The sequence below is a fragment of the Streptomyces sp. RPT161 genome, from assembly GCF_027533845.1.
Lineage (GTDB): Bacteria > Actinomycetota > Actinomycetes > Streptomycetales > Streptomycetaceae > Streptantibioticus_A > Streptantibioticus_A silvisoli_A.
This window is the reverse complement of record NZ_JAPZVN010000008.1, coordinates 96,843-113,023: the sequence shown is the minus strand read 5'-3', so window position 1 is coordinate 113,023 and position 16,181 is coordinate 96,843. Positions and strand designations below refer to the sequence as shown.

General features: G+C 73.2%; 17 protein-coding genes. 8 read left to right on the top strand and 9 right to left on the bottom strand.

Translation table 11 applies throughout. The features are described 5' to 3' along the window. Nucleotides 1–429 precede the first annotated feature (429 nt). The 3 genes from O5O46_RS18140 to O5O46_RS18130 form a co-directional block, all read right to left on the bottom strand. A complete protein-coding gene (locus tag O5O46_RS18140) occupies nt 430–1,677 on the bottom strand; it encodes an HRDC domain-containing protein (protein ID WP_269856515.1) in 1,248 nt (415 codons plus the stop codon). Between the two features lie 89 nt (nt 1,678–1,766). Continuing rightward, entirely contained in the window at nt 1,767–2,429 is a 663-nt protein-coding gene (locus O5O46_RS18135) for a response regulator transcription factor (RefSeq protein ID WP_255930217.1), read from the bottom strand. Nucleotides 2,430–2,677: 248 nt separating this feature from the next. Continuing rightward, nucleotides 2,678–3,301 (bottom strand): DUF3000 domain-containing protein, encoded by a 624-nt coding sequence (locus tag O5O46_RS18130; RefSeq protein ID WP_269856514.1) that lies wholly within the window; start codon nt 3,299–3,301, stop codon nt 2,678–2,680. A gap of 123 nt (nt 3,302–3,424) precedes the next feature. Between O5O46_RS18130 and hemE the strand changes: the two genes are divergently transcribed. The 3 genes from hemE to hemQ are packed head-to-tail and all read left to right on the top strand — an operon-like array spanning nt 3,425 to nt 6,726. Next, the gene (hemE, locus tag O5O46_RS18125; protein WP_269856513.1) at nt 3,425–4,492 is read left to right on the top strand and encodes a uroporphyrinogen decarboxylase; all 1,068 of its coding nucleotides are present in this window, start codon (nt 3,425–3,427) and stop codon (nt 4,490–4,492) included. Nucleotides 4,493–4,514: 22 nt separating this feature from the next. After that, a complete protein-coding gene (hemG, locus tag O5O46_RS18120; RefSeq protein ID WP_269856512.1) occupies nt 4,515–5,999 on the top strand; it encodes a protoporphyrinogen oxidase in 1,485 nt (494 codons plus the stop codon). Nucleotides 6,000–6,003: 4 nt separating this feature from the next. After that, a complete protein-coding gene (gene hemQ / locus O5O46_RS18115) occupies nt 6,004–6,726 on the top strand; it encodes a hydrogen peroxide-dependent heme synthase (protein WP_269856511.1) in 723 nt (240 codons plus the stop codon). Nucleotides 6,727–6,922: 196 nt separating this feature from the next. Here hemQ and O5O46_RS18110 read toward each other — a convergent pair whose 3' ends face one another. Next, nucleotides 6,923–7,750, bottom strand: a complete 828-nt coding sequence (locus O5O46_RS18110) for a TIGR04222 domain-containing membrane protein (protein ID WP_269856510.1) — start codon at nt 7,748–7,750, stop codon at nt 6,923–6,925. Nucleotides 7,751–7,926: 176 nt separating this feature from the next. On the opposite strand from O5O46_RS18110, the gene O5O46_RS18105 reads away from it, so the two are divergent. Beyond that, nucleotides 7,927–8,514, top strand: a complete 588-nt coding sequence (locus O5O46_RS18105) for a hypothetical protein (protein WP_269856509.1) — start codon at nt 7,927–7,929, stop codon at nt 8,512–8,514. A gap of 21 nt (nt 8,515–8,535) precedes the next feature. Here the strand turns inward: O5O46_RS18105 and O5O46_RS18100 are convergent, their stop codons facing one another. After that, the gene (locus O5O46_RS18100) at nt 8,536–9,246 is read right to left on the bottom strand and encodes an aminoacyl-tRNA hydrolase (RefSeq protein ID WP_269856508.1); all 711 of its coding nucleotides are present in this window, start codon (nt 9,244–9,246) and stop codon (nt 8,536–8,538) included. A 137-nt stretch (nt 9,247–9,383) separates the two neighbouring features. On the opposite strand from O5O46_RS18100, the gene O5O46_RS18095 reads away from it, so the two are divergent. Genes O5O46_RS18095 through O5O46_RS18085 form a run of 3 tightly spaced genes read left to right on the top strand, consistent with a single transcriptional unit; the run spans nt 9,384 to nt 11,449 of the window. Next, nucleotides 9,384–10,238, top strand: coding sequence for an ATP-binding cassette domain-containing protein (locus O5O46_RS18095; RefSeq protein WP_269856507.1), 855 nt, complete (start codon nt 9,384–9,386; stop codon nt 10,236–10,238). Continuing rightward, nucleotides 10,235–10,900 carry an ABC transporter gene (locus tag O5O46_RS18090; RefSeq protein ID WP_269856506.1) on the top strand — a complete coding sequence of 222 codons (666 nt, stop codon included), beginning with the start codon at nt 10,235–10,237 and terminating at the stop codon, nt 10,898–10,900. Before O5O46_RS18095 ends, O5O46_RS18090 begins: the two co-directional genes overlap by 4 nt. 60 nt (nt 10,901–10,960) lie before the next feature. After that, entirely contained in the window at nt 10,961–11,449 is a 489-nt protein-coding gene (locus O5O46_RS18085; protein WP_269856505.1) for a GNAT family N-acetyltransferase, read from the top strand. Between the two features lie 20 nt (nt 11,450–11,469). On the opposite strand, the gene msrB is transcribed toward O5O46_RS18085, so the two are convergent. The 4 genes from msrB to O5O46_RS18065 all read right to left on the bottom strand — a co-directional run bounded on the left by msrB (nt 11,470) and on the right by O5O46_RS18065 (nt 14,784). After that, entirely contained in the window at nt 11,470–11,877 is a 408-nt protein-coding gene (gene msrB, locus O5O46_RS18080; RefSeq protein ID WP_269856504.1) for a peptide-methionine (R)-S-oxide reductase MsrB, read from the bottom strand. Between the two features lie 10 nt (nt 11,878–11,887). Further along, entirely contained in the window at nt 11,888–13,291 is a 1,404-nt protein-coding gene (gene murC / locus O5O46_RS18075; protein ID WP_269856503.1) for a UDP-N-acetylmuramate--L-alanine ligase, read from the bottom strand. A 78-nt stretch (nt 13,292–13,369) separates the two neighbouring features. Further along, nucleotides 13,370–13,837, bottom strand: a complete 468-nt coding sequence (locus tag O5O46_RS18070) for an indole-3-glycerol phosphate synthase (RefSeq protein ID WP_269856502.1) — start codon at nt 13,835–13,837, stop codon at nt 13,370–13,372. Between the two features lie 179 nt (nt 13,838–14,016). Further along, nucleotides 14,017–14,784 carry a pyrimidine reductase family protein gene (locus O5O46_RS18065; RefSeq protein ID WP_269856501.1) on the bottom strand — a complete coding sequence of 256 codons (768 nt, stop codon included), beginning with the start codon at nt 14,782–14,784 and terminating at the stop codon, nt 14,017–14,019. 230 nt (nt 14,785–15,014) lie between these two features. Between O5O46_RS18065 and zapE the strand changes: the two genes are divergently transcribed. Next, on the top strand, nt 15,015–16,181 hold the full coding sequence (gene zapE / locus O5O46_RS18060) for a cell division protein ZapE (protein WP_443072565.1): 1,167 nt from the start codon (nt 15,015–15,017) through the stop codon (nt 16,179–16,181).

Genomic DNA, 16,181 nt, shown 5'->3' with positions numbered 1-16,181 from the left:
GCGCGCGGCGCTCCGCGGCGCGCGGTGTGGCTGGGCAGCCCGGCAGAGGACGCCGCATGGCGAAGCAGCGGCGGCTCACACGGTCATGCTACTTGCGGGTAACCAGTGTGGACAGTCCCCCCGCGGTAAGCGGTGAACGTCACATTCCCCGCAGGTCCGGGGCGCTGCCTCCCACCTGGCCGACCGGTCTGCCCTGGGGCCACGCCCACCCGTCCACCCGTCTGCCCTCGGCCTCTCGCCTGCCGTCGCGCACGGTTCGGCACGGACCGGGAGCGTGGGCTGCGAACGCGGCGGGGTGGGTGGGTGAAAACCCGCAGCGCACCGCCGACCGGACGTGCGCGGCCGTGCGCCCCGTCAAGCAAAGGCCGACGGTAATCAGGTCGGCGGGCGGGAGAACCCGTTCGCGAGGACCGCGGGGGCGGCCGATCGTCAGGACTCGGCCTGAACCGCCGTCAGCGCCCGCGCGATCACGTCCGAGACGAGTTCGATCTGCCATGGGCGCGCGGCCCGCTCCGCGAGCCGCTCGGCGATCGCCGCCGCGTTCGGCTCCGCCGGCGGCTCCCAGCACACCCGCCGTACCGCGTCCGGCGCCACCAGGTTCTCCTGCGGCACATTGAGCCGCTCCGCCAACGCGGTGACCGCCGCGCGGGCGGCGCTGAGGCGGGCTGCCGCCGCCGGGTCCTTGTCGGTCCACGAGCGCGGCGGCGGCGGACCTCCCTGCACCGGCCCGAGCTGCGGCTGGTCCCGCTCGGGCAGCGCCCGCGCCCGGTCCACCGCGGCCTGCCAGACGTCCAGTTGGCGGCGGCCCATCCGGTTGCCGAAACCGGGCAGCGCGGCGAGCGCGTGCACATTGGGCGGCATCGCCAGTGCCGCCGCCACGATCGCGGCGTCGGTCAGCACCCGCCCCGGCGAGACGTCGCGCTGCCGCGCGATCTCGTCCCGTACCGTCCACAACTCCCGTACCACGCCGAGCTGTCGGCGCCGCCGAACCTTGTGCATGCCCGAGGTGCGGCGCCAGGGGTCGGTGCGCGGCGCGGGCGGCGGCGCGGCGGCGATCGCCGCGAACTCCTGAAGCGCCCACTCCAGCTTGCCCTGCTCTCGCAGCTCGGCCTCCAACGCGTCGCGCAGGTCGACCAGCAGTTCCACGTCGAGCGCGGCATAGCGCAACCACGGCTCGGGCAGCGGGCGGGTGGACCAGTCGACGGCCGAGTGGCCCTTCTCCAGGGCGTAGCCGAGCACGTTCTCCACCATGGCGCCCAGGCCCACCCGGGCGAAGCCCGCCAGCCGTCCGGCAAGCTCGGTGTCGAAGATCCGGCCCGGCCGCATCCCTATCTCGGCCAGGCACGGCAGGTCCTGGGTGGCCGCGTGCAGCACCCACTCGGTGTCGGCGAGGGCCTCGCCCAGCGCGGACAGGTCAGGACAGGCGACGGGGTCGATCAGCGCGGTCCCTGCTCCGGCGCGGCGCAGCTGGACCAGGTAGGCCCGCTGCCCGTAGCGGTAGCCGGAAGCGCGCTCGGCGTCGACGGCGACGGGACCGGTGCCCGCGGCGAATGCCGACACGACTGCGGCGAGCGCCTCCGGGCTGTCGGTCACCGGCGGGATGCCCTCGCGCGGGTCCAGCAGCGGGACCGGCGCCGGGATTGCTTCGCTTGCTGCGGTCTCTCGGGCGTCGGTCACTCGTCAAGGGTAGCCGGGACGGCTCATGCGTCGCGCCCGTCGATGGAACGTTCCACGAACGGGCGCGCTGACCGCCGTACGGTTCGGGCTCAGTGGATGATGCCGGTGCGCAGTGCCACGGCCACCATTCCGGCACGGTCTCCGGTGCCGAGCTTTCGGGCGATACGGGCCAGATGGCTCTTGACGGTGAGGGCGGACAGCCCCATCGACACACCGATCGCCTTGTTGGACTGCCCCTCGGCCACCAGCCGGAGCACCTCCACCTCGCGCCCCGACAGCTCCCGGTAGCCGCCGGGGTGGCCGGGAGCGCCCGGTGGGCGGCGCTGGAGGCGGGCGCCGGGTGCCCCGATCGGGGCGGCGCCGGGTCGCTGCGCGAGACCTACATTCGTACGGGTGCCGGTGACGACGTAGCCCTTGACGCCACCGGCCAGCGCGTTGCGCACCGCGCCGATGTCGTCGGCGGCGGACAGGGCGAGTCCGTTGGGCCAGCCCGCGGCCCTGGTCTCGGCGAGGAGGGTGAGCCCGGAGCCGTCGGGCAGGTGCACATCGGCGACGCAGATGTCGCGCGGGGTGCCGACCCGGGGGCGGGCCTCCGCGATCGACGACGCCTCGATGACGTCGCGCACGCCGAGTGCCCACAGATGCCGGGTGACAGTGCTGCGGACGCGCGGGTCGGCGACGACGACCATGGCCGTCGGCTTGATCGGGCGGTAGGCGACCAGGCTTGTGGGGTGGTCGAGAAGAACCGACACCGGGCCTCCTGTGACGTGGCGGAACCGGACCGGCCGACGGGGGAGGGGGCCGGTGCTCCGTGGGGATAAAGGTCACAGTCCTCTTCGGCAGTATCGGAACGGTCCTTTAGGGAAAGATCACGATTTATTCCGTAACAATCCGGGCAAGTCGGATACGAGGCTGATCGATTCCGAACAAAAGAGCCAACGGTTCGATCAGCCAAGGACATTCGGTCCGCCGTACGGCAACCGACCGTTACCGTGGATCGTTATCGCGGGCCACGCCGGTTCGGCAGCGACACCACCCCGTCGCCACCCCCTTCGCCCAGCGCCGGAGGCAACCCGGCACTGGTGCACAGCAACTCGCACCACGCCACCAGGTGCGCCGCCATGTCGGGGAACCCGGCCGATGTGTCGGCGGGCGTCCAGGACGCCCGGACCTCGATCTCCGTGCTGGCCGCCCGGTCCGCCAGCGCCCCGAAGTGGTGCGAGGAACTGCACGAGACGGTGCCGCTCGGTTCGCTGTACGCCGCACCGCGCGCGGCCAGCGCCCCGGTCAGCCAGGACCAGCACACGTCCGGCAGCAGTGGATCGGCCGCCATCTCCGGTTCCAGCTCCGCTCGGGCCAGCGTGACCACCCGGAAGGTACCGTGCCAGGTGTCCTGCCCGGCCGGGTCGTGCAGCAGCACCAGCCTGCCGTCCGCCAGTTCCTCCCCCTCGACGACCACCGAGGCCTCCACCGCGTACGCGTGCGGGGCCAGCCGTTTGGGGGCCGGGATCTGCGCCAGTTCCACCTCGGCCCGCGTCCGGGCCGCTTCCAGTGTCTCCACCGCCCGCTGGAATACGAGCGGTGCCCCATCCTCGTCCACGAGGTGCCCCTGAGCCGCGACCATGCCCGGAAGACTAGGCCGCTGGCACCCATCGGCACGGGAGGAACACCGGTATGGGCGGGTCGCCCCTTCGGCTGACACGCGGTCGGCATTCGGTGGACATTCGGCGCGTGCGAAGATTCATCCGTGAATGCTCAGCAGCGGACAGACCAAGCACGCCACCGGACCGCCGATTCGGCGTTCATCCGGGCGTGTCGACGCGAGCCGGTGCCGCACACCCCGGTGTGGTTCATGCGGCAGGCCGGGCGTTCGCTGCCCGAGTACCGCAAGGTGCGCGAGGGCACCGCGATGCTCGAATCGTGCATGCGCCCCGACCTCGTCACCGAGATCACGCTGCAACCGGTACGGCGCCACGGCGTCGACGCCGCCATCTACTTCAGCGACATCGTCGTTCCGCTCAAGGCCATCGGCCTCGACCTCGACATCAAGCCGGGCGTCGGCCCGGTGGTCGCCGAGCCGATCAGGACCCGCGCCGACCTCGACCGGCTGCGTCCGCTGGAACCGGACGACGTCAGCTACGTCACCGAGGCGATCGGCATGCTGACCGGCGAACTCGGCGGCACCCCGCTGATCGGCTTCGCGGGCGCGCCGTTCACCCTGGCGAGCTACCTCGTCGAGGGCGGCCCGTCCCGCAACCACGAGCGCACCAAGGCGCTGATGTACGGCGACCCGCAGCTGTGGGCGGACCTGCTCGACCGGCTCGCCGACATCACCGCCGCGTTCCTGAGGGTGCAGATCGAGGCGGGCGCCTCGGCCGTCCAGCTGTTCGACTCCTGGGTCGGCGCGCTCGCCCCCGAGGACTACCGGCGCTCCGTCATGCCCGCCTCGGCGAAGGTCTTCGACGCCGTCGCGTCCTACGGCGTGCCCCGCATCCACTTCGGCGTCGGCACCGGCGAGTTGCTCGGCCTCATGGGAGAGGCGGGCGCGGACGTGGTCGGCGTCGACTGGCGGGTACCGCTCGCCGAGGCCACCCGCCGGGTCGGAGCGGACAAGGCGCTCCAGGGCAACCTGGACCCCGCCGTGCTGTTCGCCCCCGAGCAGGCCGTACGGGCCAAGGCGCGCGAGGTGCTGGACTCGGCCAAGGCCGCGCCCGGCCACGTCTTCAACCTCGGGCACGGCGTGCTGCCCAACACGGAGCCGGACGCGCTCACCCGGCTCGTGGAGTTCGTCCACCAGACGACCGAGGCTCGTTGACGGCGGTGGCACAGTGGAGGGCATGAACGCGGTGCGGGAGCGGCCCGAGCACGGATCCGGCGCGGGGCACGTACTCGTGGTCGGCGGTGGGATCTCGGGACTGGCCGCCGCTTTCCGCCTCGTCACCGGCGGTGCCAGGGTGACGGTGCTGGAGTCGTCGGCCCGGCTCGGCGGCAAGCTGTACGCCGACGAAATCGCCGGGGTGCCGGTCGACCTCGGCGCGGAGTCGATGCTCGCGCGGCGCCCGGAGGCGGTGGAACTGGCCCGCGAGGCCGGGCTCGGCGACGAGTTGGAGCCGCCCGCCACCGCTCGGGCCGCGCTGTGGACCCGCGGTCGGCTGCGGCCGATGCCGACCGGCCACATCATGGGCGTACCCGGCGACCTGGGACCGCTGTCCGCCTCCGGGGTGCTCTCGCCCGCGGGCCTGGCCCGGCTGCCCTTGGACCATGTACTGCCGCGCACCGAGGTCGGCGAGGACATCGCGATCGGCGAGTACGTGGCCGCCCGGCTCGGCCGGGAGGTGGTGGACCGGCTGGTCGAGCCGCTGCTCGGCGGGGTCTACGCGGGCAACGCCTACCAGATCTCGCTGCGCGCCGCCGTCCCGCAGCTCTACGAGGCGGCACGCGGTCGGCGCTCGCTGATCGAGGCGGTGCGCGACAGCCAGCGCCGGGCCGCCGCGGCCGGGCAGGACGGACCCGTGTTCATGGGCGTGCGCGGCGGCGTGGGGCGGCTGCCCGTGGCGGTCGCGCAGGCGTGCCGAGCGGCGGGCGCGGACATCAGGACCGGTACCGAGGTGCGCGAGCTGCGCCGCACCGCCTCCGGCTGGCAGGCGGTCATCGAGGGGACCGGCGGCCGATCGGCGCTGGCGGCCGACGCGGTGGTGCTCGCCGTGCCCGCGCCGGTCGCGGCCCGGCTGCTGGCCGCCGAATCGCCCGCCGCCGCGGCCGAGTTGGGCACCGTGGAGTACGCCAGCGTCGCGCTGGTCACCATGGCGTTCCGCCGCCGTGACCTGCTGAACATGCCCGCCGGCAGCGGCTTCCTGGTGCCCCCGGTGGACCGCAACACCATCAAGGCGTCCACGTTCTCCAGCCGCAAGTGGGGCTGGCTCGAGGAGGCCGGAGCGGACACCTTCGTGCTGCGCACCTCGGTCGGCAGGTACGGCGAGGAGGACGACCTGGCCTGGGACGACACCGACCTGGTGCGGCTGTCCCGGGAGGACCTCGCCGCCGCCGCCGGGATCAGCGCGGCACCCGTCGCGGCCCGGGTGACCCGATGGGACGGCGGGCTGCCGCAGTACCCGGTCGGCCACCTGGAGCGGGTGGCCCGGGTCCGCGAGCAGGTCGCCAAGCTTCCCGGCATGTCGGTGTGCGGCGCGGTCTACGACGGCGTGGGCATCCCGGCCTGCGTCGCCAGCGCCCGCAAGGCCGCCGACCAGGTGCTGCGGACCCTCGCCGGACGCTCGACGGGCACCCTGCGGACGGGCATCGAGGGCGGCGCGGGAGAATAGCCGCATGACCGAGAATGCTGCCCCCGCCAAGGCCCCCAACGCGGGCAAGAAGGCCCGTGACCTCAACGAAGTGATCCGCTACACCCTCTGGTCGGTGTTCCGGCTGCGCTCCCCGCTGCCCGAGGACCGCTCCGGCTACGCGGACGAGGTCGAGGAACTGTTCGAGCAGCTCGCCGCGAAGGACGTCACGGTACGCGGCACCTACGACGTGTCCGGTCTGCGCGCCGACGCCGACGTCATGATCTGGTGGCACTCCGAGAGCTCGGACGCGCTCCAGGAGGCGTACAACCTCTTCCGGCGCACCCGGCTCGGCCGCGCCCTGGAGCCGGTCTGGTCGAACATGGCGCTGCACCGCCCGGCCGAGTTCAACCGGTCGCACATCCCGGCGTTCCTCGCCGACGAGACGCCGCGCGACTACGTGAGCGTCTACCCGTTCGTGCGGTCCTACGAGTGGTACCTGCTGCCCGACGAGGACCGGCGGCGGATGCTCGCCGACCACGGCAAGATGGCCCGCGGCTTCCCGGATGTGCGCGCCAACACGGTCGCCTCCTTCTCCCTCGGTGACTACGAGTGGATCCTGGCCTTCGAGGCCGACGAGCTGTACCGGATCGTCGACCTGATGCGGCACCTGCGCGGCTCCGAGGCGCGCCGCCACGTCCGCGAGGAGGTCCCGTTCTACACGGGCCGCCGCAAGGCCGTCTCCGAACTGGTCGCGGGTTTGGCGTAGCGGCTTCCCGGCGGGTCGTTCGGCCCGGGGTGTGCGGCCGGTTGTACCGCCGACCTGCGCCGCCGTGGTCGCGTGCCGTCGCGGCGGCAGGAGGTTCAGCCGAGACGGCGAGCAACCGCGACGTCGGAGCCCGGCGGTACCAACCGACCGCGACCGGCTGACGATCCCGGTCAACAGCCCGGCCGCAGGCCGGGGTTCACGCCACCTGGCGTGAACCGCCCAGCGCCGCGCGCAACGCCGGGTCCCGCAGCACCGCCGGCCCGCACAGCGCGAGCGTCATCAGCGGCGTGCGGTCGTCCGAGCGACCGGTCAGCCCCGGCACCGCGGCACCACCGCCTCGGCGGTGCCGCAGCCGGGGCACGGGTATCGCCCGCAGCAGTTCCTGGCCCGCGGGCGAGGCCCAACGGGTGTACGGATGCGCCTCGATCCGGGCGATGACCAGACAGCCCACGGTCAACAGCAGCGGCAGCACGAACCACAGCGGGTCCGAGGCGTCCCCGCCGGGCCGGTTGATGCCGGTGGAGGCGGCCAGCAGCGCGCACACCAGCACGGTGGCGGCCCACGTCTGCCGGATCCCGGCCGTCATCCCGTCCCGGACCGCCGCGGGCACGGCCAGACCGGCCGAGGCCAGCCGCTCACCGAGCGCGCGCACGCAGTCGGCGGCGGCGTGCACCGCGCGCACCGCCGGTATGAGGGACTGGCCGCCGGGACCTATCGAGGCGATCAGCGAACGCTCCACCTCATCGCGGCCGACCGGGTCCACCACCGTCGCCCAGCCGGTGTGGGCGAGCAGCAGCCGCCGCTGCCGGGACATCGCCACCATCGCCAGATCGGTGACCCGGCTCGGCCCACCGGCGAGGAACGCCGCCTCGTACAGGCCCAGTTCCGGTTCCCCGGCCGCCGCGCGGTCGGGGCCGTAGGCGGGTGCCGGGGACTCCCGGGCGGCGGCCATCGCCGCCCGGCACAGCCGCGCGCAGGACATCAGCGCCGCCACCCAGGCGACGGCGACCAGGGAAACCCACATAAGGGTGTTCTACTGGATCCCACTGACAATCCGCCCTGGAATTTCGGCCGTTGGGATCCGATGGCCGTCGGACACCCGGGCCGGGGCGGGAGGCGGACGCCCAACCGGGCGGTTCAGAGCCGGATTTGAGGTTGCGCTCTGGCGGTGTACCACGGTCCGGACCAGACTGGCGCGCCATGGGGTCCGAAACGGGCGGGCGAAGCGGCGGAAACATCCCGGACACGGTGGACGTGCTCGTCATCTGCGGCGCGGCGGGTGTGGGCAAGAGCTCCACCGTGTACGAGGTGTCGCGTCGGCTGGCCGCGGACTCCATGGCTCACGCCGTCCTCGACTGCGACGAGTTGGACCGCATCCAGCCCTGGCCGGTGCCGGGGCTGCCGGTGTGGGAGATGGCCCGCCGCAACCTCGCCGCGGTGTGGGCGAACTACGCGGACCTCGGCCATCATCGGCTGATGCTGACCGGGGTCTTCGCGGACCTGCGGCAGGAGTTGCCGTGGATCGCCGAGGCGGTGCCTGCCGCGGCGTTCACGGTGGTACGGCTCACCGCGTGCCTGGACGTACTGCGGGAGCGGGTGACACGCCGGGGGATCGGCGGCCGGATCGGTGAGCAACTGGCCAGGAGCGCACGCCAGTTGGAGGAGATAGCGGCATCCGACCCACCCGGAACCCTGGTCGTGGACACCGGTGACCTGGACGTGCGCGCGGTCGCCGACCGGGTCATCGCGCTGTGGCCCGCGCTGGCGCCCACGGGCGACGTTCCCTAGCGGCAGGCCCCGCGACGGCGGTCAGCGCAGCGCCGGGTGGTCCGCGATCACCGTGCAGGACCCGGGCGCGATCTCGGTGAAGCCGGCGTCGCGCACCAACGGCAGCCCGCTTTCGGCCAGCTCGGCCCAGTGCGCCGCCTGCGGGGTGCGTACGGAGAGGGCGAAGCCCGAGTCCCGCCAGACGGCGCGGGCCGCGTCGGGCAGCGCCCACCAGGCCAGCTGTGCGGCGTGCCCGGTCTGGGCCATCGCCTTGCCCGCCGACATCTCCAGGCCGGGGTTGAGCCAGAGCACCGGCAGCGCCGGGTCCGGCGCGCCCACCGGCTCGGGGTCGGCCAACTCGGTACCGGAGACCTGCAACTTGGCCAGTTCCTTCGGCCAGCCGTCCAGCGGCACCGGCGGATACACCCGCACGTGCGCCGACCGGCCCTCCACCGTGATGCCTGGCAGCGACTGGGCCCGCCGCCACTCCGCGCCGCGCGCCCGGCGCACCACCTTGCGGATCCTGCCGTCCTCCCAGTCGCGCAGCAGCTCCGCCCACTCGCCGCCGTCCGCCGTGCGCGGGTCGGAGAGGAAGGTGAGCACCGCCCGGGCCGACGTCTCCAGGGCGTCGGTACGGGTGGGCGGAGCGTCACGCTCGATGCGGACCACGAGCGGCAGGACGAACTGCGGTGCGGCATCGCGGTCCGCGGCCGCCTCGGCGGCCGGATCGGCGAAGGGGTCAGCGCTGGTCACCGGCCCAGCATGCCACGAGCCCTAACTCGAACGGGTGAACGATCGGCGATGAGGGAACGAGGCCGCGGCGGGGGCCGTTGACCGGTACGACAGGCCTCCGCGGGGCGGCGGAGGCATCGGACACGGGGGTGAGCGGCATGAGACTGGAGGCGGTGGGGCGGCGCTACCGGGCGCGCGGGCCATGGGTGCTGCGGGGGATAGACCTCGATGTGCCCGAGGGGGCGCTGCTGCGCGTGGAGGGCGGCAACGGCAGCGGCAAGTCCACCTTGCTGCGGCTGCTCGCCGGGATCGACGTCCCGACCACTGGCCGGATCACAGGCCGCCCCCGTACCGCCTATGTGCCGGAGCGCTTCGCTGCCACCCTGCCGTTCGACGCCGCCGGGTACCTGGTCCACATGGGCCGGGTGTACGGGCTCTCCGGGCGGCAGGCGGCCGCCCGCACCGAGGAGTGGCTTGAGCGTTTCGGGATCACCGGCTTCGCGGGCACGGCGCTGGACCGGCTGTCCAAGGGAACCGCGCAGAAGGTCGCCGTGGCCCAGGCCCTGCTGGCCGAGCCGGAGTTGCTGGTGCTCGACGAGGCGTGGGCGGGGTTGGACACGGCGGCCCGCGCCCTGCTGGACGAAGCGGTGACCGAGCGGGTGGCCGCGGGCGGCACCGCCGTGTACGTCGACCACGATCCACGGCGGCTCGCCGAGGCCGCCCCCCGCCGCCACCGGGTGGCGGCCGGGCGGCTCACCGACGGCCACGGCGGTGCCGACGAGATGGCCCGGGTGGTGATCGAGGCCGAGGGCACCGGCGAGCCGCCCGCCGCCCTTCCGCCGCACAGCTGGACCGCTGGACCGGCGGCGGGCGCCCCGGGCCTGCTGCGGATCCGCGTGCCCGCCGACCGGTCGGACGCCGCGCTGCGGGCCCTGCTGGACGCGGATCCGCCCTGGCACATCCGCGCGGTGCGGCCCACCGGCGGTACGAGTCCTTCGGGAGCGGTGCGATGAAGGCCCTGCTGCGCTACCAGACGGCGCTCCTGCTGCGTTCGCAGCGCTGGCTCCCGCCGTTGCTGCTCTACGGTGTGATCACGGGCATCGGCACCCAGTCGGGGCAGCCGCTCCTGGACTCCCTCGGCTTCTCGGCCGGGGCGATCCTGCCGGTGTCCGCCTGGCTGGTACGGGTCTGCGCGACCGGTGAGCCGCCCGCCGCCCGTGCCATCACCCAGGCCGCCGCGGGACCGGGCCGGGTACAACTCGCCTGCACGATAACGGCGTTCAGCGCCTCCCTGGTGCTCGGTGCCGCCGGGACGCTGGCCGTCGCCGCCATCAGTTCTCCGTACACCGACGACCACACCCAGCCGGTGGCGGTGGGCCCGGCCGTGGCGGCCGGGCTGCTGGCCCTGCTGGCCTGCGCCCTGCTCGGCACTGCGGTCGGCACGCTGTGCAACCCGCCGGTGCTGCGCCGTCCCGGCTGGCCGATACCGGTCACCGCGCTGGCGGCGCTGCTGGTCCTGGTGGCCTCGGGTTCTCCGGCGAACGCCGCGGTCAGCGGCCTGGTCAGGGGATCGCACACTGGCGCGGTGCACCCGCCGATACTCCCGCTGGCCCTCACGGCCGCCGTCTGCGTGGCCGCCACGGCACTCGGTTGCCGTCTGGCCGCCAGACGCTGAACGCAGCGGGGGGATCAAAAGGGTTGGCGACCGAACCGTTGGCCGGGGCATGCTGAACCCATGCTGATCAGGGAAGCGACCCCTGCTGACTGGCCCGCGATCTGGCCGTTCCTGCGGGAGATCGTCGCCGCGGGGGAGACCTATACCTACCCCCGTGACCTCCCGGAGGAGCAGGCCCGCGCGATGTGGCTGCTGGAGCCACCGGGGCGGACGGTCGTGGCCGTGGACGACGGCGGAGCCGTTCTCGGCACCGCCAAGATGAACCCCAACCACATGGGCGGCGCCGCGCACATCGCCAGTGCGAGCTTCATGGTCGATCCCGGGTGCTCCGGCCGCGGCGTCGGCCGGGCCCTCGGCGAGCACGTGCTGGAGTGGGCGCGCGCCGAGGGCTATCGGGCGATGCAGTTCAACGCCGTGGTGGAGACCAACACCAGGGCGGTCGCGCTGTGGCGCTCGCTGGGCTTCGAGGTGCTGGCCACGCTGCCCGAGGGCTTCCACCATCCGACCAAGGGCTACGTCGGACTGCACATCATGTACCGGCGGCTGTGACCGTCGGCCGAAGGGAGGTGTCAGTCCTCGTCAGCGGTGAGCCGCAGCGAGATCGAGTTGATGCAGTACCGCTGGTCGGTCGGGGTCGGGTAGCCCTCGCCCTCGAAGACATGGCCGAGGTGGGAGCCGCAGCGGGCGCAGCGGACCTCGGTGCGGACCATGCCGTGGGAGCGGTCCTCCAACAGCTCGACGGCGTCGCTGTCCTTCGGGTCGTAGAAGGACGGCCAGCCGCAGTGCGAGGCGAACTTGGTGTCGGAACGGAAGAGTTCGGCCCCGCAGGCGCGGCAGGAGTAGACGCCCTTCGTCGTGGCGTCGGTGTACTCGCCGGTGAAGGCGGGCTCGGTGCCCGCCTGCCGCAGCACCGCGTACTCGGCGGGGGACAGCTCCGCACGCCACTGCTCGTCCGGCTTGTCGACCTCGTACGGCATCGCTCGCTCCTCAGCTCTCCACGGTGGCAAGGCGGGCCAGGATCTTCGGACCGAGTTCGGTCACATCGCCTGCCCCCATGGTGAGAACGAGATCACCGGGCTTGGCCATTCCGGCGATCCGGTCCGGGACGGCTTCCTTGTCGTGCTCCGCGTCGGTGTCGGCCCCCTTGGCGGCGGCCGCCTCGATGATCAACGCGCTGGTGACGCCCGGGATCGGGTCCTCGCGGGCCGGGTAGATGTCCAGCACCACCGAGGCGTCGGCCAGGGCGAGGGCCACGCCCATCTCGGTCGCCAACTGCTGGGTGCGGCTGAACAGATGGGGCTGGAATACCACCAGTACCCGGCCGTCGCCCGCACTGCCGCGGATCGCTTCGAGGTCGGCCGCGATCTCGGTGGGATGGTGCGCGTAGGAGTCGATGACCTGCACCCCGGCGGCGCTGCCCTTGAGCTGGAGACGGCGCTTGACCCCGGTGTAGGAGCCGAGCGCGGCGGCGAGCTCGGCGGCCGGGACGCCCAGCGCGGTGCCCGCGGTCAGCGCGGCGACGGCGTTGTGCGCGTAGTGGCGGCCGGGCACGGAGACGGTGAAGGTCAGCTCCTCGTTGTCCAGCAGCACGGTGACCTCGCTGGTCAGCCCGTGCGGGGCGATGCCCACGATCCGTACGTCCGCGTCGGCCGCCTCGCCGTAGGTGACGATGCGCAGTCCGTCCCGGCCGCGCAGCCGCGCGGTCAGCTCACGGGCGCCCGCGTGGTCGGCGGCGATCACCAGGGTGCCGCCGGGCACGATCCGGTCGGCGAAGGTCTCGAAGGACTCGTAGATCTCGCCCATCGAGGCGTAGTTGGCGTGGTGGTCGAGTTCCACGTTGAGCACGATCGCCACCTCGGGCGCGTACTTGTGGAAGCTGCGGTCGCTCTCGTCGGCCTCGGCCACGAAGATCTCACCGCCGCCGTGCCGCGCGTTGGAGCCGGGCACGTCAAGGTCGCCGCCGATGGCGTACGAGGGGTCGAGGCCCAAAGTGGTCAGGCTGACCGCCAGCATCGAGGTGGTGGTGGTCTTTCCGTGCGTACCGGCCACCGCGATCGCACGGCTGTCCGTCATCAGCCCGGCCAGCGCGTCGGAGCGGTGCACGACCGGAACGCCACGTTCGCGGGCCGCCGCGAGTTCCGGGTTGTCATCGCGGATGGCGCTGGAGACCACGACACAGGTGGCGTCCTCGGCGAGGTGCGCCGCCGCGTGCCCGATGTGCACGGTGGCGCCCAGCGCCCGCAGGGCGGCGGCGGTCTCGGAGTCCCTGGCGTCGCTGCCCGCGACGCGTGCGCCGCGCGTCGCGAGGATCTTGGCGATGCCCGACATCCCGGCGCCGCCGATACCGATGAAGTGCGGTCGGGCCATGGCAGTGGGGACGGCGGGTGCCATACGCGGGCTCCTTCGATGATGGCTGACAACTGCTCGGCCGTGATTGTCGCATCCTGTCTGTGGCCGCGCGGTCCGCGATCACTCGTTGTGCGCGTACAGCTTCAGTACGGGCACGCCCACGGTGTGGCGGGCGCGGGAGGCCCAGTCGCGGTGGAAGAACTCCTCCACCAGGTGCGGGGCGGTGAGCACGATCACCTCGTCGGCGCTGGTCTTCTCGACGACCGAGCGCAGCAGGACGAGCGGATGGTCCTCGACGATCTCGCCGACCGCCTGCGCTCCCGTCTTGCGCAGCTCGCGCAGGCTGTGTTCCAGGGCCTGCGACGCGGGGGCGAGCGCCTGCTCGCCCCCGGGCACGTCGTCCTCGTGCGCGGCGCTGCGCAGCTCGCCCAGGGCGACGTCGTCCAGGGCGCGCAGCAGTCGTTCCTGATCGCCGCGCGGCTGCATCAGGACCACGAAGGAGACAGGCTCGTCCGCGTGCAAGGTGGTGACAAGCTGCACGTCGACGGGGGCGAGCGGCTTCTCGATCATGAGTACGGTCGTGATCACGGACTCGTCCTTCTTTCTCGCGGGCCACTGATCCCCACAGAAACCATCCTGCCCTGAGTCCCTATGGGGCGCGCCGAATATCCCCTTCTCCGGGGAGAAAAACGGAACGAGTCATTCCGTAGGTGGTGGGCTCGTGCGGATGTCTGGATGCCCTGGGGGTCCGCCAGAGACAACGGAGGTCAGGCCCGGACGTAGCGGGTGAACAGGAAACCGTCCTCTTCGAGGATGGCCGCCGGAGCGAAACGTGCCGGTACGTCCAGGCCGGGACCGTCCATGATCCGTGGCGCGGTACCGGCGGCGACCAGCGGAGCGATGGACAGACACAGCTCGTCCAGCACCCCGGTCGCGGCGAACTGTGCGAGCAGGCGCGGGCCGCCCTCGGTCAGCAGCCGGGTCAGCCCGCGCGCGGCCAGCGCGCGCACCGCCTCGGCCGGTTCGACCCCGGCGCCCGCCCCGGCCACGACCACCTCGGCGCCGCGGGCCCGCGCGGCGCGTACCCGGTCCGGGTCCGCCTGGGCGCCGGTGAGCACCAGGGTCGGCACCAGCGGCTCGGTGAACAGCGGAAGGGAGAAGTCCAGGTCCAGGCTGGCGCTGACCACGGCGATCACCGGGGCGACCGGTTGGCCGAGCGCCGCGCGGCGCTCGGCGAACGCCTCCCTGGCCTTCGCCGGGCGGTACTCCTCCTGCCGCACCGTCTCCGCGCCGACCACGACGGCGTCCGCCAGGCCGCGCAGTACGCCGAAGATCCGCATGTCGGCCGCCGAGGACAACGGCTGCGACCGCCCGTCGTGCCGCGCCGCCCCGTCCAACGAGGCCACCATGTTCCCCCGCAGCCAGGCCGACGCCGCGCCGCGTGGCGCCGGGTAGGCGTACGCGTCGGCCAACGCGTCCAGGGTGTCCAGGGAATCGGCCTCGCCGACCGGGCTCACGGGAAACAAGCGACGCATGCGCAAAGTCTGTCACGCGATCATTCGACCCACGGCCCCGCCTCCGTCGGGCCGCGGCCGTTCCAGCGCCGCGCACTGCGCCCCACGCCGAAGCGTCAACCCCTTCCCGCCGGGACGGTGGTCAACTGTGGGAGTCCGGCGGCGCCGAATCCATCGAACCGCGCAAAATGCGGCAAACCAGCCGCACCCGGGTGGCGTCGGCCGCCCCGCCGTGGGCCACGGGGCGTGAGATGGCCGACAGCGCCGTCACGCGCTGGCGGATACGCTTGGGGGCTGTGTCCTCTCCCGCCTCCGCAGCTGACTCGCGGCACTCCGCTCCGCACCCGATAGCCGACGCCTCCGGTGACGTCCCCGCGTCGCTGTGTGAGCGTGAGCCGCACGTTCCGGCCGATCGGCTGGTCGCCGAGATGGTGCCGCCGCCGCGGTTCGACGCCGTACGGTTCGAGAACTACCTGCCGGACCCGAACCAGCCCAGCCAGGCCCAGGCGGTCACCGTCCTGCGCGGCTTCGCCGGGACCCTCGGCGCGGACGCCGCCGGTCCGGGCGCCAGGAAGCGGTGGTTCCGGCGAGAGCGCGGGGCCGCCGCGGCCAGCGGTCCCAGCGGGGTGTACCTCGACGGCGGCTACGGCGTCGGCAAGACGCACCTGCTGGCCTCGCTGTGGCACGCCGCCCCCGCGCCGCGCGAGCGGAAGGCGTTCGGCACGTTCGTGGAGCTGACCAACCTCGTCGGCGCCCTGGGCTTCCAGCAGGCGGTTGCCGCGCTCAGCGGCCACCGCCTGCTGTGCATCGACGAGTTCGAGCTGGACGACCCCGGAGACACCGTCCTGGTCTCCACCCTGCTCGGCAAGCTGGCCGACGCGGGCGTCAAGCTCGCCGCCACCTCCAACACGCTGCCCGGCAAGCTCGGCGAAGGGCGGTTCGCCGCCTCCGACTTCATGCGGGAGATCCAGGGGCTGTCCGCCCGTTTCCAGGCCCAGCGGATCGACGGCGAGGACTACCGGCACCGCGGGCTGCCGCAGGCCCCGGCGCCGTACTCCGACGAGCAGGTCACCGAGGCCGCGTACACCACTGCGCATGCGTCCCTCGATGACTTCGGCCCCCTCGTCGAGCACCTTTCGCGGGTGCACCCCAGCCGCTACGGCGCGCTGTGCGACGGGGTCGGCGCGGTCTTCCTGCGCGGGGTGGCCCCGGTCACCGACCAGGCCACCGCGCTGCGGCTGGTGGTGCTCGCCGACCGGCTCTACGACCGCGAGGTCCCGGTGATGGCCTCCGGCGTCCCGTTCGACCGGATCTTCAGCGAGGAGATGCTGGCGGGCGGCTACCGCAAGAAGTACTTCCGGGCGATCTCCCGCCTCACCGCCCTCGCCCGCGACGCGGGCCGCCCCACCAGCGGATAG